At 49.7% G+C, this 21,127-nt stretch carries 22 protein-coding genes and 1 tRNA gene; 3 read left to right on the forward strand and 20 right to left on the reverse strand.

Annotated features, from left to right (window positions below):
* Positions 1-36 precede the first annotated feature (36 nt).
* From C173_RS20925 to rpsF, 4 genes are all read right to left on the reverse strand, one after another.
* On the reverse strand, positions 37-1,998 hold the full coding sequence (locus C173_RS20925; RefSeq protein ID WP_036728039.1) for an endonuclease MutS2: 1,962 nt from the start codon (positions 1,996-1,998) through the stop codon (positions 37-39).
* 529 nt (positions 1,999-2,527) lie between these two features.
* Positions 2,528-2,800, reverse strand: coding sequence for a 30S ribosomal protein S18 (gene rpsR / locus C173_RS20930; protein ID WP_036699837.1), 273 nt, complete (start codon positions 2,798-2,800; stop codon positions 2,528-2,530).
* A gap of 21 nt (positions 2,801-2,821) precedes the next feature.
* Positions 2,822-3,337, reverse strand: a complete 516-nt coding sequence (gene ssb, locus C173_RS20935; RefSeq protein ID WP_036728041.1) for a single-stranded DNA-binding protein — start codon at positions 3,335-3,337, stop codon at positions 2,822-2,824.
* 49 nt (positions 3,338-3,386) lie between these two features.
* Positions 3,387-3,671 (reverse strand): 30S ribosomal protein S6, encoded by a 285-nt coding sequence (gene rpsF / locus C173_RS20940; RefSeq protein ID WP_036728042.1) that lies wholly within the window; start codon positions 3,669-3,671, stop codon positions 3,387-3,389.
* 244 nt (positions 3,672-3,915) lie between these two features.
* Here rpsF and C173_RS20945 point away from each other — a divergent pair, with 244 nt between their 5' ends.
* A complete protein-coding gene (locus C173_RS20945; protein ID WP_036728044.1) occupies positions 3,916-4,113 on the forward strand; it encodes a YjzC family protein in 198 nt (65 codons plus the stop codon).
* Positions 4,114-4,647: 534 nt separating this feature from the next.
* Here C173_RS20945 and C173_RS20950 read toward each other — a convergent pair.
* The 4 genes from C173_RS20950 to C173_RS20965 form a co-directional block, all read right to left on the reverse strand.
* Positions 4,648-4,738, reverse strand: a tRNA-Ser gene (locus C173_RS20950).
* Positions 4,739-4,814: 76 nt separating this feature from the next.
* Positions 4,815-5,027, reverse strand: coding sequence for a DUF951 domain-containing protein (locus C173_RS20955; RefSeq protein ID WP_036728045.1), 213 nt, complete (start codon positions 5,025-5,027; stop codon positions 4,815-4,817).
* Positions 5,027-6,064, reverse strand: a complete 1,038-nt coding sequence (locus C173_RS20960; protein ID WP_036728047.1) for a mechanosensitive ion channel family protein — start codon at positions 6,062-6,064, stop codon at positions 5,027-5,029. Before C173_RS20960 ends, C173_RS20955 begins: the two co-directional genes overlap by 1 nt.
* Entirely contained in the window at positions 6,057-6,332 is a 276-nt protein-coding gene (locus C173_RS20965; RefSeq protein WP_036728049.1) for a DUF3343 domain-containing protein, read from the reverse strand. Before C173_RS20965 ends, C173_RS20960 begins: the two co-directional genes overlap by 8 nt.
* 197 nt (positions 6,333-6,529) lie before the next feature.
* Here C173_RS20965 and yyaC point away from each other — a divergent pair, with 197 nt between their 5' ends.
* Positions 6,530-7,138 carry a spore protease YyaC gene (gene yyaC, locus C173_RS20970; protein ID WP_036728050.1) on the forward strand — a complete coding sequence of 203 codons (609 nt, stop codon included), beginning with the start codon at positions 6,530-6,532 and terminating at the stop codon, positions 7,136-7,138.
* Here the strand turns inward: yyaC and C173_RS20975 are convergent.
* From C173_RS20975 to rpmH, 12 genes are all read right to left on the reverse strand, one after another.
* Positions 7,110-7,610 carry a DUF4446 family protein gene (locus tag C173_RS20975; protein WP_036728052.1) on the reverse strand — a complete coding sequence of 167 codons (501 nt, stop codon included), beginning with the start codon at positions 7,608-7,610 and terminating at the stop codon, positions 7,110-7,112. The genes yyaC and C173_RS20975 overlap by 29 nt on opposite strands.
* A 98-nt stretch (positions 7,611-7,708) precedes the next feature.
* Positions 7,709-8,860: an aminotransferase class V-fold PLP-dependent enzyme gene (locus C173_RS20980; protein WP_036728053.1), complete on the reverse strand. Its 1,152-nt coding sequence runs from the start codon at positions 8,858-8,860 to the stop codon at positions 7,709-7,711.
* Between the two features lie 93 nt (positions 8,861-8,953).
* Positions 8,954-9,796, reverse strand: a complete 843-nt coding sequence (locus tag C173_RS20985) for a ParB/RepB/Spo0J family partition protein (RefSeq protein ID WP_036728055.1) — start codon at positions 9,794-9,796, stop codon at positions 8,954-8,956.
* The gene (locus C173_RS20990) at positions 9,789-10,550 is read right to left on the reverse strand and encodes a ParA family protein (RefSeq protein WP_036728056.1); all 762 of its coding nucleotides are present in this window, start codon (positions 10,548-10,550) and stop codon (positions 9,789-9,791) included. The genes C173_RS20985 and C173_RS20990 overlap by 8 nt, the downstream gene beginning before the upstream one ends.
* Before the next feature lie 214 nt (positions 10,551-10,764).
* Positions 10,765-11,580, reverse strand: coding sequence for a nucleoid occlusion protein (gene noc, locus C173_RS20995; protein WP_036728058.1), 816 nt, complete (start codon positions 11,578-11,580; stop codon positions 10,765-10,767).
* A 518-nt stretch (positions 11,581-12,098) separates the two neighbouring features.
* Positions 12,099-12,821: a 16S rRNA (guanine(527)-N(7))-methyltransferase RsmG gene (gene rsmG, locus C173_RS21000; RefSeq protein ID WP_036728059.1), complete on the reverse strand. Its 723-nt coding sequence runs from the start codon at positions 12,819-12,821 to the stop codon at positions 12,099-12,101.
* 3 nt (positions 12,822-12,824) lie between these two features.
* Complete coding sequence (gene mnmG, locus C173_RS21005) at positions 12,825-14,711, reverse strand: tRNA uridine-5-carboxymethylaminomethyl(34) synthesis enzyme MnmG (RefSeq protein ID WP_036728061.1); 1,887 nt, start codon at positions 14,709-14,711, stop codon at positions 12,825-12,827.
* Positions 14,712-14,726: 15 nt separating this feature from the next.
* Positions 14,727-16,103, reverse strand: a complete 1,377-nt coding sequence (gene mnmE / locus C173_RS21010; RefSeq protein ID WP_036728062.1) for a tRNA uridine-5-carboxymethylaminomethyl(34) synthesis GTPase MnmE — start codon at positions 16,101-16,103, stop codon at positions 14,727-14,729.
* An 84-nt stretch (positions 16,104-16,187) separates the two neighbouring features.
* Positions 16,188-16,922 (reverse strand): RNA-binding cell elongation regulator Jag/EloR, encoded by a 735-nt coding sequence (jag, locus tag C173_RS21015; protein ID WP_036699874.1) that lies wholly within the window; start codon positions 16,920-16,922, stop codon positions 16,188-16,190.
* Complete coding sequence (locus C173_RS21020) at positions 16,919-17,857, reverse strand: YidC/Oxa1 family membrane protein insertase (protein WP_036728064.1); 939 nt, start codon at positions 17,855-17,857, stop codon at positions 16,919-16,921. The genes jag and C173_RS21020 overlap by 4 nt, the downstream gene beginning before the upstream one ends.
* Before the next feature lie 87 nt (positions 17,858-17,944).
* Positions 17,945-18,295, reverse strand: a complete 351-nt coding sequence (rnpA, locus tag C173_RS21025; protein ID WP_036699878.1) for a ribonuclease P protein component — start codon at positions 18,293-18,295, stop codon at positions 17,945-17,947.
* A 481-nt stretch (positions 18,296-18,776) separates the two neighbouring features.
* A complete protein-coding gene (gene rpmH / locus C173_RS33800) occupies positions 18,777-18,911 on the reverse strand; it encodes a 50S ribosomal protein L34 (RefSeq protein WP_039295761.1) in 135 nt (44 codons plus the stop codon).
* Positions 18,912-19,670: 759 nt separating this feature from the next.
* On the opposite strand from rpmH, the gene dnaA reads away from it, so the two are divergent.
* Entirely contained in the window at positions 19,671-21,017 is a 1,347-nt protein-coding gene (gene dnaA / locus C173_RS21030) for a chromosomal replication initiator protein DnaA (RefSeq protein ID WP_036728066.1), read from the forward strand.
* The last annotated feature ends 110 nt before the right edge of the window (positions 21,018-21,127 follow it).

Below are 21,127 nucleotides of genomic sequence, written 5' to 3' on the forward strand. Positions count from 1 at the left end.
CTGCCCTAACGGGCAGACTTCAGCTACAGCAGCGCCTTAATTTTCCTCTCCCGGGTGGATGATGCTAAGGCCCTCCACATGCTTTTTCCGCATCAGCTTACGCTTCTTCCGGGTCTCCTTGCTCTCAAAAATAATATCAAAATCATAATCCTCGGGATACAGCTCCTCCTTGGACAGATAAGGCTTCAGCCGTTTGTGGTTAATGCTCAGCTTCTGCTTCTGAATCATCACTCCGACCCTACCCCGGCTGTCCTTCCTCTCATAGACAATTCCAGTGCGCCCCAGAGAGCTGACATAGACAGCATCCCCTACCGCAAATTCAGGTACTGGAGTATGCGCCTCCTGTGATTCAACGTTTCCCTGCTGTCCTTCAGCCGTTCTATCCGCTTTTGCAGTTATTTCAGCCTCCGCTGCTTTAGCCCTCTGAGCAGCTCTGATAGCGTCCTTCCACGGGCTGTGGCCGCCTCTGTGTCCCTGTTGCTCTGTCACAAGCTGTTTGGCCCGCTCGATAACGGAATGGACAATACCCAGCTTCTCGGCGATCTGCAGCGCGTAGCTCTCGCCAGCTTCGCCAATCGTTAGCTTATACAGCGGCTGCAGCGTGTTCTTATCGAACTCCATCCGAGCATTCTCGAAGCCCGCCGTTGCCGCCGCGAAGGCCTTCAGCTCATTGAAGTGGGTCGTTACCACGATATTAGCCCCCTTCCGGTTCAACTCCTCCAGAATCGCGATGGACAGCGCGAACCCTTCACCAGGGTCTGTGCCGGCAGCCAGCTCATCAATCAGCAGCAGCACGCCTCTGCCGGCATCATAGAGCATTCCTTCAATACTCTTCATCTGTGCCGAGAAGGTGCTTAGGGACTGTGTCAGGCTCTGTCCGTCTCCGATTACACTCATTACATTAGTGAAGACCGCGAAGTCACTGCCGGGATCAACCGGTACCAGCAGGCCGGACTGTGCCATTAATACGAGCAGGCCCAGGGTTTTGAGCACCACCGTCTTGCCGCCTGTATTCGGCCCGGTCACGATCAGCGATTTATACCCCTGACCCAGCTCCAGACTGACTGGCACCATATCCTTCAGCAGGGGGTGACGGCCTCCATTCATCCTCACATAACCGCGTTCGTTCAGAGCAACCGGCCCCGCATCCATTACCCGGGCAACCTTCCCTTTGGCGAAAATAAAGTCATACATGCCCGTCACCTCAATATTAAGCCGGATAGCGGCCTGCTCCTGCTCTATCAGCCCAGTCAGCATGCTCAGGATTATTCCTTCCTCGCGGGCCTCGTCAGCAGTCAGGAGCTCGATCTCTCCCTGTAACGAGGCCACCTCATCCGGCTCCACGAATACCGTCTGCCCGCTGGTGGACTGGTCCAGCACCGAGCCCCTAATTTGCTTGTGATACTCCCGTTTCACCGGAATGACATACCGCCCGCCGCGCATACTGACCAGACTTTCCTGTAAAATGGATTTGTGGCGGTTCATGATACTCTCCAGCTTCCGGTGCAGGCGCTCCTTGGCGACTGCCAGCCGTTTGCGGACCCGTTCCAGCCCTTTGCTGGCCTGGTCATCGATGACCCCCAGCCGGATACACCGTTCAATCTCGTCCCGGACCCCATTCAGCTCCTGAAGGGATGCCCCGTATGCGGCAATGCGCGGCGCTATCTGCTCTTTGGCGGCCATGTACTTCCTGAGCTGCCCGCAGCTGTTCAGAAACAGCGAGACTGCGGTGAAATCCTGCTCATTGTACATATAGCCGGTCCCGAGCAGTGACAGCACCCATTCAATGCCCTCCAGCGAGGGAATCGGCACACTGGCTCCGCGCTCCAGCAGCTCCTTCGCTTCTTGCGCCTCCTCAAGCGCCCGGTGTATCGCCGGCAGGTAGATCATTGGCTGAAGCTCTCTGACAACCCTTCTTCCCTCATAAGATACCGCATGACGCATCAATTCCTGCTTAATTGTCTCATATTCCAATGTGTGCAGACTTTGCAGATTCAACTTGAGTTCCTCCTTGTATACAAGTATATTTCTTATCCCAATCCACTACGCATAACGCAAAAAGAGGGCAAAGAACCGCCACCACGGCAGTCTTCGCCCTCTTTTTGCTGCTGCTGCTTCTCTTTGGCCTCAGAGTCCCGCCCCTTACGGGAAGACGACTGAAAACAGAAAAAACCGTGCTGCAAGAGCACGGTTAATCACAAAGAGAACAATAGCCGGATCAAGAGGCCATCATGACGCTTCGCGTGTGTTCTTAACTAAATCATTCATTCCAGCAGCCTGCGGTCTACTCCCTCAGAGATGTCATCAGGACAGACTCCAACAAGACATGCCCCCGGCAAAATCAGAGCATGCGGCGGCTAACAGCCGGAACGATATGAAATTGCTTAGTTAAGAACGCTCACCAACATCAAAATTTCCCCTTTAGTTATAGGATACCTGTAATTTACTACACCTGGAATCCGTTTGTCAATTATGGGTTATCCCATACAAAAAGCAGCCGGCTAAGCCGGCTGCTTCATAAAACGTCCTATTCTGTTGTGTAAGGCAGCAGCGCGATTTGACGCGAGCGCTTTACAGCAATAGTCAGAGCGCGTTGGTATTTTGCACTTGTACCAGTTACACGACGCGGCAAGATCTTTCCGCGTTCGCTGATGAACTTCTTAAGAAGCTCAGTGTCTTTATAATCAATGTGAGTAATCTTGTTCACAGTGAAATAGCACACTTTTTTACGCTTGTTGCGTCCACCACGACGTGCCGGTCTTTTGTCGTTGTCCGCACCTTCTCTTGGTTTGAAAGCCATGTTCAGTTCAGTCCTTCCTTATTAAAATGGCAAATCATCGTCCGATATATCGATCGGTTTTCCATCGCCCGAAAAAGGATCTTGGGTATTGTTGTTACGCGAGAAATTATTGTTGTTGCCATTTCCGCGAGCACTGTTCCCGCCGTTACCGCCGCCACCGAAGGCTGGCTCTTCAGGCATACTTCCACCACTTGATGCATTTCCGCCTTCACGGCTCTGCGCGGATTCCAGGAAACGGACATTATCGGCAATAACTTCAGTAACGTATACACGTTTGCCTTCGTTATTCTCGTAATTCCGTACTTGGATGCGTCCTTCCACGGCTGCCAGTCTTCCTTTGCGCAAATAATTGGCACAGGTCTCAGCCAGCTGTCTCCAGGTTACTACCGGGATAAAGTCCGCCTCGCGTTCACCATTCTGGCCCGTAAAGTTACGGTCTACGGCAAGCGTAAACTGTGTTACGGCAACACCAGCAGGAGTATAACGAAGTTCCGGGTCACGGGTCAACCGACCGATCAGAATGATACGGTTCAACAATTAGGTCCCCTCCTTAATAGCGCGATTCGTTACAAAGCTTGTCAATATCTTAGGCAACGTCGTTCGTAATGAGATAACGAATTACTTCGTCAGAAATCTTCATGATACGCTCAAGCTCAGTAACTACTGCAGGTTCTGCATTGAAGTTAACCAAAACAAAAACGCCATCACGATGTTTCTTGATCTCATACGCAAGACGGCGTTTACCTTGCACATCGTGCTTTGTAATTTCTCCGCCGTTGGAGATGATGCCTTGGAATTTTTCGACTGCTGCTTGAACGGCTTCTTGTTCAATGTCAGGACGAATAATGTACATGACTTCATATTTGCGCATAATTTTCACCTCCTTATGGTCTGCGGCCCCTGATCAGGTCAGGAGCAAGGAACGAGCACAAACATAGACTCGCACCAAATTAATATACCAAACCCAGCAGAGGATTGCAAGTTTTATTAATACGTACCAGATGCTGGACCCCCAAAAAATGTTGGCGGATTCCGAAAGAACCTCTGAGTAATCCCTCATCGTCAAGGCCACAATATAACAGCTTCATCATTCGATAACAGGAGGTTATTCACCAATGGGCGAACAGACGGAGTATGAAAAGGGCGACAAAGCCCCCAACCCGGGCGTTTACACCGAGGTAGGCGAAGCGCGGAGCTTCCACACGGAGATTCAGAATCCGAAGCGGATTACAATGGAGAAAGGCGACACCTTCCCGGAGACCAGCAACCAGAACCGCAAGTGGAAAAAAGTGGAGAAGGCCCGTGTCCATTAATTTCAGCAGCCAGGTATAAAACCTTGAAGGCTGCGCATACTAGACCCAGGCAGTACAAAAGAGAGGTGTGGTTCCGTTGAACGTCGCAGACGAACACGATCACAGGGATTCTGAATTCAGCAGCTATCGTACCCGGGGAGAGTGAAGCTGGCTCTGTAAAAAGGAGTAACAGCTTTGGCATTACCCAATCACAGTAGTAGCTATAGACAGAGATTTCCGAACATCATTGATGTACTGCCTCTGGAAGAGAGACCTGCGAAGGTCTCTCTTTTTGCGTTGAAGATCAACAAACACAAAATCACCCTAAAGGATGACAGATGCTGTTGTCTTATCCCCGTACATCCGACATATGCACCTTTTTGGCTGCTGATTGTATTCGGTTTTCCGCATACATCGATGCCACTTGCCTAATTATAGTCTTCCGTATAAAACCGTTATTTCCCCACAATACACGGAAACTATACTTTCTTATATAACAAAAAAGCCCCCGTATCAGAACGGAGGTCTCATAAATTAAGAATATAATTGCTGAAGTGGCGGAGAGGGTGGGATTCGAACCCACGCACGCTTTGACACGCCTAACTGATTTCGAGTCAGCCCCCTTGGGCCTCTTGGGTACCTCTCCGCAGCAAGAATTATCATATCATGCTAATCGCACAATTGCAAGCGTTATTCATTTGCGTTTCGCTTCCTGCGCCAGCTTAATTATTCTCTGCTCCACTATCCGCTGAATGCAGGACCTTCTTCAGATTCTTTTCGAATTTGGCGCGGGGAATGAGGACACTGTGCTGACAGCCGGTGCACTTAATCCGGATATCCATCCCCATACGGATAATCTCCATCTCGTTACTTCCGCAGGGATGCTGCTTTTTCATCTGCACAATATCACCCAGCCCGAATACCTTGCGTTCCATTACTCTTCCCCCTCCTCTGCCTCTTGCGCAGCAGCTGCCTGCCTTCTTGGGCTAGCCTCTTGCTCCTCACGGGCTCTACGGGCTTCCTCTATGCGTTCCTGCTCACGGGCCGCCTCAGCCTCTCTTGCCTCCCTCTCCGCCTGCTCACGCGCCTCCTGCTCGGCCTTAGCAGCCTCCAGGGCGCTCTGCTTCTCCAGAGCATGCTTGATATCATTCTGAATCTGCCGCTCGGCAGCATCTCTGGCATTAGGCAGGCAATTCGCCGCTATGCGGATGACATACTCTGAGGTGCTCATCGACTGGATTCCCAGAATATTAGGGTAGGCAATGACACTGGAGCTGCGTTCCTCGATGCCCTGAAGCGCCTCGCCGATCAGTGCCAGGGTGGCTTCGAGCCCGCGTTCGATTTTAACCGGAACATCTACTACAGCCAGTGCATTCGCCAGCGAATAATTCGTCACATTAACAATCGTGCCGTTAGGAATGATGTGTACCTCGCCCGTAGCACTTAACAGTCTGGTCGTCCTCAGGCCAATCATCTCTACCGTTCCCTTATAGGTTCCGCTCTGGATAACATCCCCGACTGCAAACTGGTCCTCAAAAATAATAAAGAAGCCCGTAATCACATCTTTGACCAAACTTTGTGCGCCGAACCCTATAGCCAGCCCGACTACCCCTGCTCCGGCGAGCAGCGGCTTCAGATCGAAGTTGAACTCCGACAGAACCAGCAGAATCATGGTGAAGTTACAGAAGAAGGTAACCACATTCTTCATCAGTCCGCCGACCGTGGAGAAGCGCCGGTTATTGACTAATGTCCTCCCTCTCGTCTCCCGCTCAAGCGACCGGTCAATCACATTGGAGACCACCTTGATAATCACCCGGGTCAGAATGAAAATTATGAGAATTCTGATTCCCGAAAACAGGACCGTGGCCCACATATCAGTATTGGTGAACCAGTCCCATAATTTATCTTTGAAGCGGACGGCATCATTAACAACACCGTCAACGCCGTCGGCCGCCAGTAAGCTGTTAATCATCGAACCCCTCCTTCTCCGTTATTTCCACATACCCTGCACCCTCAACGGCCTTGGCGAAGATCCCCCGGATCTCTACGTTCTGCTCTTCGACCAGGACCCTTACCTCATCCAGCGCACTCCGGTAGAATTGGATCGACATCGCACAGCCGGCGGTGATCTCCTTGGGCGTAGGGAAGATATCGATTTCAATCTCCGCATATTCAAGCAGCATCTCGGCGCGCAGCGCCTGCTGGGTCGAATCAAACGCTAGCAGCAGTTCCTCCTCCACACTCCACGCCTCCTCTGGGCTATTGGTCCTATCTATTGCCGCCATAGTATAAAAAACCACTTCCATCCATATACTAGGATCATCAGAACACGCTCCCGCGGACGTAAGCCTTGCATAATCAGCAGCCTGGCAGCCTGACTGCTTTTTCAGCTGATTTTCCCGTGATTTGCAGTCGCCGCCTCAGAAAGGACGATTATATGAATTTCTCTTCCAAAGCTCCACCGCTGCAAGAACCATCCTGTTTAAAAATATCACATGCCGACCCCAATATCTATTCTGCCATTACCCACCGTCTGCTGTTCCACTTTTCGCGCACCCGTCCGGATACGCCCATTGTCATTATCTGCGTGGGCACGGACCGCTCGACCGGCGATTCTCTTGGCCCCCTGGTCGGCACGACACTGGCCCGCTTTCACAGCCCGCTGTTCCATCTCTACGGAACGCTGGAGGAGCCGGTACATGCCATTAACCTGGAAGAGACAGTTAGCCTTGTGTACCAAAAGCATGCCAACCCGTTCATCATCGCCATTGACGCCTGTCTCGGCCAGTCCACCAGCGTCGGCTGCATTCAGGTGGTTGAAGGTCCGCTGCGTCCTGGCGCAGGGGTCAACAAGCAGCTTCCCCCCGTTGGCGATATCCATTTGACCGGCATCGTTAATGTGGGAGGATTCATGGAATATTTCGTATTGCAGAACACCAGATTAAGCCTGGTGATGCGCTTGTCGGATATTATTTCATCCAGCCTCTACTCTGCCTTGAAGCAGTGGAACCTGCATGCTAGATCTGCTGCAACGCGAGAGCAATAACTTCCTTCTCCTCCGGTGACAGAGCATACTGGCTCTCTCCCTGTTCAATCGGCTTAGCATAGATATATGAGTTCTCGCGGTTGTGCAGACTGCTCAGCACAATCCCGCTGTGGTTGTCATCCAGAATGGCAAGCGAGAAACTCAGGTCATTACCGCGTTCTCCAAAAGCATTATAGCGCTTCATGGCCACCTTCGACTTCATGCCGCGCATTTTGGTATGTGCCGCTTCAAGCAGCGTCTTCTGCTCCAACTGGACCTCCTCCAGCATATCCCCCTGATTTTTCAGGTTGACCAGCAGATTCTCCAGATCCTCTATGCCATTCCCGCCCATCATGGCTTCGTACCGGCTCCGCATTCTGCGAAGCCTGGCACCCTGGACGATCATCATAATGGCCATCAGTATGATTACCCCGGCAAAGCCCATGATGAACGCCGATAAATACTCGCTTATGATTTCATTTAACTCCGACATGTTGAATCATCCTTTATACAAAAATAAGAATTCCCACGCTGTAACGACACCGACCTGTATAATCCACCTGAATCCTTATCCACTTATTAGCTTGAACGCTATACGCCGTACATTTCGTCCATGGCTAACAGCAGCCGCTGAACATCCGCTTCCGTGGAACTCACTCCCACACTCGCCCTTACCGCTCCGCTAGCCAGAGTATCCGCTGCTTGATGGGCCAACGGTGTACAGTGCATTCCTGCCCGCACAGCAATCTGGTATTCGCGGTCCAGCCGGTGGGCAATATGCGCCGACTCCTGCCCCTCTACAACAAAAGCCACAATTCCGCTGCGTGGAGCGCCCGGTGCCGGGCCCAGAATCCGCATGCCCGGAATAGCAGCCAAGCCCTCCATCAACAGCTGTGTCAACTTCCATTCCTGCATATGAATCTGTTCCACTCCCAGCGCCTTAACCGCCTTCACGCCAGCCAGCAGACCAGCTATTCCGACGGCATTCTGTGTCCCTGCCTCATAACGGTCCGGGCGAACACTTGGCTGCTCGCTGTTCTCCGACTGACTGCCAGTCCCTCCATGCATCAGCGGTTCCAGATCCAGCCCAGGAGAGATATACAGCCCCCCGGTCCCTTGCGGACCGAGCAGCCCTTTATGTCCCGGAAATGCCAGCAGATCAATATTCATAGCCGCCACATTAATATTAAGCGCCCCTGCACTTTGAGCGGCATCTACCAGGAACACAGCCCCATGCGATTTCACTATGTCACCGATATCCCCAATCGGCAGAATACTTCCCAGCAGATTGGAGCTATGATTGCAGATCACCATCCGGGTGTTAGGACGCAGAGAACGCTGAAGCTCGTGCAGATTGATTTGGCCCTCGCGGTCCGCCTGTATATAATCCACTTCAATCCCGATGCTCCGGCGCAAATACTCCAAGGGTCTGCGCACTGAGTTATGCTCTGTCATCGTCGAAACGACATGATCCCCTGGTTGAAGTGTACCCTTAATAGCCATATTTAGCCCCATAGTTGTGTTATGGGTGAACGCAATATCCTGAGCATTCGCTATACCAAACAACTCTGCCAGCAGCATTCGTGCACGAACTAATACCCGCCCCGTCCCGATAGCCAGTGAGTGGTTGCCCCGCCCGGCATTGGCCCCTGACTGTTCCAAGGCCTCCACCATAGCTGCAGCCACCTCCGGCGGCTTGGGCCACGAAGTAGCTGCGTGATCGAGATATACCAGCCTCTCCATCTTCCACCCTCCCTCTTTTCGATTTAAAAAACATACCCCTCCATATCCGTATTAAGGATATCTCAGGATATGTCTTCGGTACAAATATCCAAATCAGTTCCCCAGCAGTTCCAGCAATCTTTCCAGGTCTTGGGCACTGTAATAGTTTAATTCGATTTTCCCTTTTTCCTTGCCTTGTTTAATTTTGACTGTTGTCTTGAATCGCTCCCGTAATACTTCCTCTACATTATCAATATAAGGATCACGTTTCACAACCTTGGCCTTAATTCCATTAGCCGGTTTGCGGTCGAGATTCTTCACTACCTCTTCCAGTTCTCTAACACTCCACTGAAGCTCCACACACTGGGCAGCCAATTGCTTGATGACCTCCGGATCTTTCAGAGCCACAATTGCCCGGGCATGCCCCATCGAAATTGTTCCACGTGAAACATAATCCTTCACTTCTTCCGGCAAGCTAAGCAGCCGCAAAAAGTTGGCGATATGCGATCTGGACTTTCCGACTTTAAGAGAAAGCTCTTCCTGAGTTAGTGAGAATTGATCCATCAGTCCTTGATAAGCAACCGCTATTTCCATCGCGTTAAGATTCTCACGCTGCAGGTTCTCGATCAGGGCAATCTCCATCACCTGCTGATCACTGAGGCTGCGGACCACTGCCGGAATCGTAGCTTTGCCGCAATATTGCGAGGCCCTGAATCTGCGTTCCCCGGCAATAATCTCATACCCTTTCAAAACACTGCGAACAATGATCGGCTGGATCACACCATGCTGTCTTATGGATTCTGCAAGCTCCTGAATGGCCTCTTCATTGAAATCCTTGCGCGGCTGATAAGGATTGGCTCTAAGCTGCGTCAACGGAATCTCTACTACCTTATCGTCTTCATTGATCGACAGAGAAGGTATTAATGCATCCAAGCCTTTCCCCAAACGCTTACTCATAAGAGATCACTTCCTTTGCCAACTCTAAATATACTTCCGCTCCCTTGGAACGGGAATCGTAGGTAATAATTGACTGTCCATGTGAAGGGGCTTCGCTTAGGCGTACATTACGCGGGATAATCGTTCTGTATACCTTTTCCTGGAAATATTTTTTTACTTCTTCGATAACCTGAATCCCGAGATTCGTCCGGGCATCCAGCATCGTGAGCAATACTCCCTCTATTTTGAGATGCGGATTAAGATTCTTCTGAACCAGTCTTACAGTGTTGAGCAGCTGGCTTAATCCTTCAAGCGCATAATATTCGCATTGTATAGGGATAATCACTGAGTCAGCAGCCGTTAGAGAGTTAATGGTAAGAATCCCTAATGATGGCGGGCAATCTATGATGATGTAATCATAATTCGCCTTCACTGCATTCAGTGCCTTCTTCAGCTTCAGTTCCCGCGATATCGTAGAGACCAGCTCGATCTCTGCTCCTGCCAGCTGAATGGTTGCCGGAATAATATGAAGGCCCTCAATCCGGGTCTCCTGTATTGTATCCTGCGGATCCACTTCATTAATAAGAATATCGTAAATGCAATTTTCTACATCCGCTTTGTTGACGCCAACGCCGCTCGTAGTGTTGCCTTGCGGATCAATATCAACAAGCAGCACTCTCTTCCCCAGAGTAGCCATGCTGGCACCCAGGTTCACAGAGGTTGTTGTTTTACCTACCCCGCCTTTTTGATTTGCTATGGCAATAATCTTGGACACTTATTTCACCTCGAATTGTTTAGAAAGAATCATCTTGTAGTTCTTAGCTGTTAACGGCATAATAATCTGGATCTACGGCATCACGTTTGCGGAGATGTAGGTAAATAAGCAAATAGACAACAACTTATCCTTAGAGTGTATATGTGATAACGTTCGGAGCTAGTCATAGAAAAGGCGGCCAACACCTCAGGGCCGCCTTCAGCTTTTGTTGCCATTATCGTTTTGGAATTTGGATCACAATCTCATAATGATCTCCGCGGTCATTCTCGGAGGTCTTAATCTCCATTCCTGAGCCGGTCACCATGTCTATAGATTGACGAATTGTATTAAGAGCGAGACGGACATCTTTGGTATAGGAGGTCCGTTTTGATTTTTTGGTCTGGGTAACGGCCTTGTAGAAGGCGATACGTGCTTCTGTTTGTTTTACATTCAATTCCTTGGAAATAACCTCAGCCAGAACCTTAAGCTGCATCTCCTCAGTGTCCAGCGACAAGAGCGAGCGTGCATGACGCTCGGTGATTTTCCTTTCCATTAAAGCAGTTTTGACCTGTTCAGGCAAATTCAGCAAGCGGATTTTGTTGGCAATGGTGGATTGGCTTTTGCCAAGCCGCTGAGCCAGACTCTCCTGGGTCAATTGATGCAAGTCAATCAGCTTCTGATACGCGATCGCCTCTTCAATAGAGGTTAAGCCCTCACGCTGCAAGTTCTCTATCAGTGCGATCGATGCAGCCTGTGAATCATTGAATTCGCGGACAAGTGCCGGAATGGTGTCCATGCCCAGCTTTTTAACTGCCCGCCAGCGTCTTTCGCCTGCAATAATCTCATACTGGGAATCACGCATACGCACAACGATCGGCTGGATCACGCCATGAGTTTTGATAGTCTGACACAACTCGTCGATCTTCTCATCATCGAAAATAGTCCGTGGCTGATACGGACTGCTGATGACCTCATGAACCGGGATTTGTTTGATCTCTTCTCCGCTGCTCCGCTCGGTAAATCCAAAAAGCTTGGTGAATTGTTCTTTCATTCCGTTCATAACCACCTAATTTCGTTATAGTACGATCATCTTAACCTTTCATGCGAAAAGCTTATCGTACAGCGTAAGAAAAGTATCCCTAAGTCATTCTGAGCCACTTCTCTTAAAAGACGGCCTGGCATTTATTCTGATCTTATCTATTAAAAGTCTTACTATATTATTCTATCACTTTTCTGCTAATAATCCTATTCTCCATAATGACCTATTTTTCCTGCACACCAGCCTGAACAGACCCTGCTTTCCATAAAAATAACCCCACAAAGTGGGGCTTTGGCTTCGAAGATAACTCAGGTACTTTGTAGAGGCCCCAAAAATATAAATTCTTATCTTACAAGTGGAAACGGCTTTGCCGTCCTTTTAAAGAACGGTACCGTTTCAGCGAGAAATAGAAGGATAATGGATAGCGTGAAACCTATACATTCTTATATTTAAAAAAAGACCAAGCTCATCAAAGATGAGCTTGATCCACTATAACAGAAGACTGTCAAATGTTGTTTCACGTGAAACAATTAGATGAGTGGCGACTTCGCAGGTACGCCGGGCTTGCGCGGATACTTGGACGGTGTGGCCCCAGTCTTACGTACAAGAATGATATGCCGGGAAGATTCTTCCACCGGCAGACTGAAGGATTCTACCTTGTGCAGTTCAGCACGCAGCTCCTTGAAGCTGCGCTTGGCTTCTTGCAGTTCCTCCGTCGGATCGCTCCCCTTCATGGCAGCGAAGATGCCTTCCTTGCGGGTGAATGGCAGACAGAATTCATTCAGAAGCGATAAACGAGCCACCGCACGGGCAGTAACTACATCATAAGCATCCCGGTGAACAAACTGTCTGGCCACATCCTCTGCCCGGCCGTGAATGAGCTGTACACCCTTCAACCCCAGGGTATCACAGACATGCTGCAGGAAGGTGATCCGTTTGCTAAGTGAATCCACAATCGTCAGCTTAAGATCCGGGAAGCATATTTTTAGCGGAATACCAGGGAACCCTGCCCCTGAACCAATATCAGCAAGACTCTTCGTCTCCTGCATATTCACGTAGAAGGCTAAAGATAAAGAATCATAGAAGTGCTTGGTATATACCTGGCTCCGCTCTGTGATCCCGGTTAGATTCATCTTCTCATTCCAGGAGACCAGCTCCTGATAATAGAGTTCAAATTGTTCAAGCTGCTTCATTGAGAGTTCCAGCCCATGCTCCTTGAGCAGGTCGGTGAACTCAGCTACCGTTGTATCCATAGGTTATCCTTTCGCCGCTGTTACACGGTTATAGTGCTCCAGATAGACCAGCAGAATCGAGATATCTGCCGGGGTAACGCCTCCGATACGCGAAGCCTGCCCAATGGAGATGGGAGCGATTTTGGTCAGCTTTTGCCGGGCCTCCATTGCCAGTCCATGAATCTCATTATAGTTGATGTCGTCTGGAATCTTCTTCTTCTCCATCTTCTGAAGCTTCTCCACATGCAGAAGCTGTTTCTCAATATAGCCGGCATACTTAATCTGAATCTCCACCTGCTCCTTCATCTCTTCATCCAGCTCTTCTGGAGAAGGAGAGATCAGATCCACGAAGCTGTAGGCTAGCTCAGGGCGGCGCATTAAGGTCAGCAGATTGCTTCCGTCAACAATCGGTGCAGATCCATAACTGGCTAGCGCTTCATTCACTTGAACCGGTTTGACCTTTGTCTCCTGCAGACGGATAATCTCACGGTCGACCCGGCCCTTCTTATCAAGGAAGGCTTCATAGCGCTGCTCTGTAATCAGCCCAATATCATAGCCGATTGGCGTCAGGCGGAGATCCGCATTATCATGACGGAGCAGCAGCCGGTATTCCGCACGGGAAGTCAGCAGGCGATAAGGCTCATTCGTTCCCTTAGTGACAAGATCATCGATCAGAACGCCAATATAACCCTGTGAACGATCCAGCACGACCGGCTCTTTCTCCTGTACTTTACGCGCTGCATTGATACCGGCAATAACCCCCTGCCCTGCCGCTTCTTCATAGCCGGAGGTACCGTTGATTTGTCCCGCAGTGAATAGTCCCGGCAGACGTTTGGTTTCCAGAGACGGCCAGAGCTGCGTCGGAACCATGGCATCATATTCAATGGCATAGCCGTTGCGCATCATCTCTACCTTCTCCATACCGGGAATAGACCGCAGGACCGCCAATTGCACATCCTCAGGAAGACTTGTCGACAGACCCTGTACATAGTATTCCGATGTGTTTTTACCTTCCGGCTCCAGGAAGATCTGATGCTGTGATTTATCACTGAACCGGACAACCTTATCTTCAATGGAAGGGCAATAACGCGGACCCGTTCCTTCAATAATACCCGTGAACATCGGCGCCCGGTGCAGATTGTCATTAATGATCTGGTGAGTAACCGGGGAGGTGTAGGTCAGCCAACAAGGCAACTGCTCATTATCCGAGGATTTGGTTTCAAAAGAGAAGAATTTCAGCTTCTCATCGCCCGGCTGGATTTCTGTCTTGGAGAAATCAATCGAATCCTTGTGGACACGCGGCGGCGTTCCGGTCTTGAAGCGGACCAAATCGAACCCCAGTTCGCGCAAATTCTCGGACAGGCGTACGGACGGCTGCTGATTATTTGGTCCGCTCTCATATGTCAGCTCACCCATGATCACTTTGCCGCGCAGATAGGTTCCCGTTGTCAGAATAACGGTCTTGCTGTGATACACCGTCCCTGTCTTCGTCACCACTCCGGCGCAGCGTCCGTCTTCGACGATCAGCTCCTCCACCATCCCCTGGCGCAGAGTCAGGTTAGGAGTCTTTTCCATCGTTTCTTTCATTGCGTGCTGATAGAGGAACTTGTCGGCTTGTGCACGCAGAGCATGAACCGCAGGCCCCTTGCCTGTATTAAGCATTCGCAGTTGAATGAAGGTCTTGTCTATATTGCGGCCCATTTCTCCGCCGAGTGCATCAATTTCACGCACCACATGGCCCTTGGCGGGTCCGCCAATCGATGGATTACATGGCATGAAGGCCACCATATCCAGGTTAATTGTGATCATCAGTGTGCGGCAGCCCATCCGTGCAGCAGCCAGAGCTGCTTCGCAGCCGGCATGACCGGCGCCGATGACGATAACATCATAGCTGCCTCCATCATAATTCATAACGGTTCCTCCTTCTTATTTGCCCAAACAGAATTGCGAGAAGATCTGGTCCAGCAGCGAATCAGCCGCCGTATCTCCAATAATCTCCCCGAGCTGCTCCCAGGCTAGACGTACATCAATCTGTATCATATCTATAGGAATCAGCATCTCCGCTGCTTCATAGGCATCCTGTAGTGATTTATGTGCCTTCTTAAGCAAGGCTATATGCCTTACATTGCTTACATAAGTCAGATCGCCAGATTCCAGCTTGCCTCCGAAGAATAGTGCGGAGATCGCCTCTTCCAATCTATCGAGTCCTTCCTCTTCCAGCACCGACATCGGTACAATACTCGCTTCAGCGAAAAAGGAGCGCAGCTTCTCCGTGTCCAGACGGGACGGTAAGTCCATTTTATTCATGATGACCAGCGCTTGTCTACCGTGGATTTGTTCCATCAGTGCCAGTTCATCCTCATGAAGCTCCTCATTGGCATTCAGCACCAGTAGAATCAGATCCGCATCGCTGAAAGCCGCCTTCGAGCGTTCCACACCGATTCTCTCCACCACATCCATCGTCTCACGGATACCTGCAGTATCCAGCAGCTTCAGCGGGATATTATTAATCGTTACATACTCTTCTATCACATCACGCGTTGTTCCCGGAATGTCGGTCACAATCGCCTTGTTGTCGCGGGCAAGCGCGTTCAGCAGTGAGGACTTCCCGACATTGGGCCTGCCCACAATAGCTGTCGTAATCCCTTCGCGCAGAATCTTTCCTTCATTGGCGGTTCGAAGCAGCTTATCTATGCCTTGCATAACCTCTTGACTCTTATCCTTGATGAAATCGGCAGTTAAGGATTCCACATCATGCTCGGGGTAATCAATATTCACTTCTATATGGGCCAGTGTCTCAATTAGCGTGTGCCGAAGCTCATGAATACGTGCGGATAACGAGCCGCTAACCTGCTTGAGGGCAACCGAGAAGGCCCGGTCCGACTTGGAACGAATCAGATCAATTACGGCCTCGGCCTGCGAGAGATCAATCCGTCCGCCCAAAAAGGCACGCTTTGTGAACTCTCCCGGCTCGGCCAGCCGGATGTCCTGCTGCAGCAGCAGATCCATTACTCTTCTTACAGAGATTACACCGCCATGGGCGCTGATCTCCACCACATCCTCCGTGGTAAAGGAGCGTGGTCCCTTCATGACGGTTACCAGTACCTCTTCCAGCTGTTCCCCGTCCTGCAGACTTACGATATGTCCATAATGCACCGTATGAGAATCAGCTTCCGTAAGGGGGATACGGCTTTTGAACAAAGGGGCCACTTGGGGGATTGCCTGCGGTCCGCTAACCCGGATGATGGCAATACCGCCCTCGCCCAAGGCTGTCGATACAGCGGCAATAGTATCACTAAGCATGTTTTTAATTCACCTCTGGTTTTGGTCTCTTCAAAAAAACAATGACTCCTCGCATAGGTCAAGGAGTCATTGCGGCATATGGTTCTACTTCAAAGTTATAACGACGCGGCGGTTCGGCTCTTCACCCTTGCTGAGGGTGTTCACCTGCTTGTGATCCTGTAATCTGGAATGGATGATCTTTCGTTCCTGCGGGGACATGGGCTCAAGGACCACCTCTTTGCGGGTCCTCACCACACGCCCGGCCAGACGGTCAGCCAGCTCCTCCAGTGTCTTCTTGCGGCGCTCCCGGAAGTTCTCCGCATCCAGCACGAGCCGGATGAAGCTGTCAGAATACCGGTTGGCCACAATATTAGCCAAATACTGCAAAGCATCGAGAGTTTGTCCTCTTCTGCCAATCAGCAGCCCAAGCTCCGGACCGGAAATTTGCAGAACAGTTGATTCCTTGGCATGAACGATTTCAACTTCCACCTCAAGCCCCATGCTCTTGGCGACATCTACAATGAAATGAACGGCCTGACCGTATGCTTCTTCTACCGGGTGTCCGGAATCCTGGCGCGGTACACCGCTGATCGCCTCTGTATTGCTCTCTCTTGTTGTCTGCTGAGACAGTAGCGGAGCACTCGCCGCTGATGCCGGTGCGGCTTCCGGGATTAAGGTCAATTCCACCTTGGCACCCTTCGCACCGATCAATCCAAGGAATCCTTTTGACGGCTGTTCAAGTACGTTGACCGTTACCCGGTCCTTGTGAACTCCAAGCTGATTAAGTCCCCGTTCTACAGCTTCTTCAATGGTTTTCCCTGTCGCGACGACTTTGCTCATTTTGACTTTTTGACCCCCTTCTTCCCATTGCTTCCGTTTCCTTTAGCAGCAGGAGTTACATCTTTGCGGGCGTTAGAGTTGCTGTTCTTGCTTTTCGTCAGGTTAACATCCTTGGCCTTGCTGTTGCCTGCATTGGCCGTAGCATTGGCAGCAACAAGTGCTGCTTTGTGCTTATCATTGTTGCGGTACAGGAAGTAGTTCTGGACAATGGTGTAAATATTGCTGTATACCCAGTACAGAGGCAGAGCAGCCGGGAAGTTGTAGGACATGATGAAGATCAGAACCGGATAGACCATCATCATGAACTGCATTGGACCCTGCTGTTGGACCGGGTTCATCTTGGTCATCATGCGGGTCTGAATGAAGGTGGTTGCGGCAGCGAGAACCGGCAGAATGAACAGGTGGTCGGGCTTGCCAAGCTGCAGCCACAAGAAGTCATGCAATCTGAGATCCGGGTTGTAGTAGATGGAATTGTATAGGGCAATAAAGATTGGCATTTGCACGATCAGCGGCAGACAGCCCGCCATTGGATTAACCTTGTTCTCCTGGAACAGCCGCATCGTTTCCTGCTGTACCTTTTCGGGCTCATCTTTATATTTCTTCTTAATCTTCTCAAGTTCCGGCTGAATCGCCTGCATGGCGCGCGAGCTCTTCACCTGCTTAATCGTAAGCGGGAGAATCAGCGTGCGGACAATAATCACCATCACGAGAACGGCAAAGCCGTATTGGCCGTTGAACCACTTGGCGAAAGTATCCAGGGCTAAGGCGAAATAATAGACAACATTACTCTGCCAGAAGCCTCCATTTTTCAAATCCTCCGTAGTGTGCGTCACTGTTGTCGCAGACGGAGAGCATCCCGACAGAACAGCGATCATTAGAACCATTAACCCGAGGAGAAGAAACATTTTTCCTCGCTTAGTCTTCATTAGAGACACTTCAAAACCCCTCTCATAAACATTCCATTGCACCGTAAATCATAACATAATTATGGATACAAATAAACAAGCCCTCTTCAGGCTCTTTTACTTGCGTAAAGCCTTGAGTAGCTTGGCTTTGCGCAGCACATGCAGCACGCTTTTCTCCAGCTCGGCGTAATCCTTGGAGAGCGCTCCTTTTCTGACAATGAAAACGATATCCAGATTGCCGGCAATTTCCGCCTCGTGGTGACGGACAATCTCCTTGACCAGCCTTCTCATCCGGTTGCGGACTACGGCATTCCCGACCTTCTTGCTGACGGATATGCCCACCCGGAATCGTTCCACTTCTCTTCTGGGGAACCAATAAACCACATACTGATGATTCGCAAATGACTTCCCATGGCGGTATACGCGGCTGAAGTCGGCACGGTTTCGTAATCGTAAACTTTTGTGCACGGAAATCTCCTATTCAAATACCGGAATTGCTCCAGGCTCCGGAATTTCATCTTCTAATTAGTATTGTCATTCAAGGGAGACCATAAACAGTTACTGCGGCGGCCCTGGAGATCCCCTGCCAACAAACATAGACAGCTTGTGGAAGCTACACTCTAGTGAAATTGAATTCTTATATCTTCAAGTGGAAACGGCTTCGCCGTCCTTTTAAATGAGGGTACCGTTTCAGCGAGAAATAGAAAGGATAGGTTATCGTGTGCAACCTATAAATTCTTATATCTTTAAAAAAAGCCCCGCAGTAGCGTTAATATCCCCTGCAGAGCCTATCATTTATTGTTGCAGCAGCAGAAGTAATGCGTGGGTTTCTGCTCACTGAGCATCATCCCATTCTGCGCTATATATAGAAGAGAAATAAAAACAGCTGATGCATTCTGCAAATAAAGCGTAAAAAAGGACCACAGCAGTGGTCCCAAAGTGGCCTATCTTACGCACTCAAAACTTTTCTGCCTTTCAAGCGGCGGGCTGCCAGCACTTTGCGGCCGTTTTTCGTGCTCATTCTTTTGCGGAAACCATGCACCTTTTTGCGTTTACTCACATTTGGTCTGAACGTCGGTCTCATGTATTGCACCTCCCTTACAGGAACATAATTACTGTCATATAAGCAGAAACGGACTAAGCCGTCCTTAAAGTAGGGACAGTATCTACAAGTATTATCAATTTAATTTGGAGACATATCCTCACAGAAAACACCTTTATATATTTAAACACATTAATGCGCCAAAAGTCAACCATGTCTCTTTCTCCCTCTTTTTCCGGCTGCTCCACTTGTGCCCCCGTTTTTTGGGACCAGCCGGAATCCGGAATCTTATCCCCAGCGTGTCCCGCCTCTTCACTAATCCTAACCCCAACCGCTTATCCACAAAGGAACACATCCAAAAAAATAATCCACAGGCTTGTCCAGTTATCCACCTGTGATTAATTCCGGGCGGATTTTGCTCACAGGTGAGCACAACCTGTGTATAAAAAAATTGCCGTAGTCGCGGAAATTGTCGAACGGTAAACAAATTATCAACAATATGTAGTGGTGTGCCTAAAAATTATACACAAGTGATTGAATTTGTGGATAAAATGGCGTCGCTCATTGAAAAATAAGGGGCGTTTTGCTATGATAGTATTACTTTTGAATGTGAATAGATTTGTTTGTTCAATAAATTATCAACAAGCTGTGGATAAAGTTGTGAACAATTCAAATTTATCCATATTTTTTTGTCTCTTGAAGTTGCATACTGGGGATAAGATTAATCGCCAACCCATTTTCTTCGACATTTCCACTTCATGGCTGATGCCACATTTGGAAGATTTAAAGGAGTGACAGTCTGTGGACAGCCATACTTCCGAATTATGGCAGCAAATATTATCGATTATTCAAACCAAACTAAGCAAGCCGAGCTTCGATACCTGGTTCAAGGCCACCAAGGCCACGACATTCAATTCCCAGGCTCTTATCATCTCGGCGCCTACAACCTTTGCCGTAGAATGGCTGGAAAGTCGCTATACCAAACTGGTAGGAGCAACGGTATATGAAGTTACCGGACAGCAGGTGGAAGTCAAATTTGTCATTGAGGAGAACAAGCCCTCTGAGCCTGTGGTTCAGCAAAGTGCGCCTACTCCCGTTGTTTCGCGCGAAGAGGCACAGACTCATTTGCTCAATCCCAAATACACCTTCGACACATTCGTGATCGGTTCAGGCAACCGTTTTGCGCATGCAGCCTCCCTTGCTGTAGCCGAAGCGCCGGCCAAAGCCTATAACCCTCTGTTTCTGTATGGAGGCGTAGGTCTCGGAAAAACTCACCTTATGCATGCGATCGGCCATTATGTGCTGGAGCATAACCCCAACAACAAGGTGATTTACATCTCCTCCGAGAAGTTCACGAATGAATTCATCAACTCCATCCGTGATAACCGCGGCGAAAGCTTCCGCAACAAGTACCGCAATGTTGACATTTTGCTGATTGACGACATCCAATTCCTGGCCGGCAAGGAGTCCACGCAGGAGGAATTTTTCCATACGTTCAATGCTCTTCACGAAGAACGCAAGCAAATTATCATCTCTAGCGACCGGCCTCCCAAGGAAATTCCTACTCTGGAAGAACGGCTGCGTTCCCGGTTCGAATGGGGACTGATCACAGATATCCAGCCCCCCGATCTTGAGACGCGGATTGCCATTCTACGCAAGAAGGCCAAGGCGGAGAACCTGGATATCCCGAACGAAGCCATGATGTACATTGCCAACCAGATCGACACGAATATCCGGGAGCTTGAAGGCGCGCTGATCCGTGTAGTGGCTTATTCTTCCCTGACGAACCAGGATGTGACGACACATCTGGCAGCCGAAGCGCTGAAGGATATCATCCCTTCGAGCCGTCCGAAGATGATCACCATTAACGATATTCAGCAAAAAGTCGGTGAATACTACAATTTGCGCATGGAGGACTTCAAAGCGCGGAAACGCACGAAGGCTGTGGCTTTTCCAAGGCAGATTGCCATGTATCTCTCCCGCGAGCTGACGGATTATTCGCTTCCTAAGATCGGCGAGGCCTTCGGAGGACGCGATCATACGACCGTTATCCATGCCCATGAGAAGATTACGCAGCAATTAAAGGTGGACCAGGAGCTCTATAAAGTGGTAAATAATCTTTCGGAGAAAATTAAAAATCCTTCCTAAGAGGAACAAAGAGCCTATACACAATCTATACACATGTGGGTAGGCTTAATTTTATGCTGTTTAGCCACTTATCCACATAAACGGAGCCCCTACTACTAATACTATTAAAT

Origin of the sequence: Paenibacillus sp. FSL R7-277, from assembly GCF_000517965.1 — a bacterium.
In the GTDB taxonomy this organism is placed as follows: Bacteria; Bacillota; Bacilli; order Paenibacillales; family Paenibacillaceae; genus Paenibacillus_AQ; species Paenibacillus_AQ silagei.

What these genes read in the sequence shown, in the direction of transcription:
- rpsR (WP_036699837.1), bottom strand. Translation starts at nt 2,800, where the DNA reads ATGGCTTTCAAACCAAGAGAAGGTGCGGACAACGACAAAAGACCGGCA.
- rpsF (WP_036728042.1), bottom strand. Translation starts at nt 3,671, where the DNA reads ATGCGCAAATATGAAGTCATGTACATTATTCGTCCTGACATTGAACAA.
- C173_RS20945 (WP_036728044.1), top strand. Translation starts at nt 3,916, where the DNA reads ATGGGCGAACAGACGGAGTATGAAAAGGGCGACAAAGCCCCCAACCCG.
- C173_RS20955 (WP_036728045.1), bottom strand. Translation starts at nt 5,027, where the DNA reads ATGGAACGCAAGGTATTCGGGCTGGGTGATATTGTGCAGATGAAAAAG.
- C173_RS20960 (WP_036728047.1), bottom strand. Translation starts at nt 6,064, where the DNA reads ATGATTAACAGCTTACTGGCGGCCGACGGCGTTGACGGTGTTGTTAAT.
- yyaC (WP_036728050.1), top strand. Translation starts at nt 6,530, where the DNA reads ATGAATTTCTCTTCCAAAGCTCCACCGCTGCAAGAACCATCCTGTTTA.
- C173_RS20975 (WP_036728052.1), bottom strand. Translation starts at nt 7,610, where the DNA reads ATGTCGGAGTTAAATGAAATCATAAGCGAGTATTTATCGGCGTTCATC.
- C173_RS20980 (WP_036728053.1), bottom strand. Translation starts at nt 8,860, where the DNA reads ATGGAGAGGCTGGTATATCTCGATCACGCAGCTACTTCGTGGCCCAAG.
- C173_RS20985 (WP_036728055.1), bottom strand. Translation starts at nt 9,796, where the DNA reads ATGAGTAAGCGTTTGGGGAAAGGCTTGGATGCATTAATACCTTCTCTG.
- noc (WP_036728058.1), bottom strand. Translation starts at nt 11,580, where the DNA reads ATGAAAGAACAATTCACCAAGCTTTTTGGATTTACCGAGCGGAGCAGC.
- rsmG (WP_036728059.1), bottom strand. Translation starts at nt 12,821, where the DNA reads ATGGATACAACGGTAGCTGAGTTCACCGACCTGCTCAAGGAGCATGGG.
- mnmG (WP_036728061.1), bottom strand. Translation starts at nt 14,711, where the DNA reads ATGAATTATGATGGAGGCAGCTATGATGTTATCGTCATCGGCGCCGGT.
- mnmE (WP_036728062.1), bottom strand. Translation starts at nt 16,103, where the DNA reads ATGCTTAGTGATACTATTGCCGCTGTATCGACAGCCTTGGGCGAGGGC.
- jag (WP_036699874.1), bottom strand. Translation starts at nt 16,922, where the DNA reads ATGAGCAAAGTCGTCGCGACAGGGAAAACCATTGAAGAAGCTGTAGAA.
- rpmH (WP_039295761.1), bottom strand. Translation starts at nt 18,911, where the DNA reads ATGAGACCGACGTTCAGACCAAATGTGAGTAAACGCAAAAAGGTGCAT.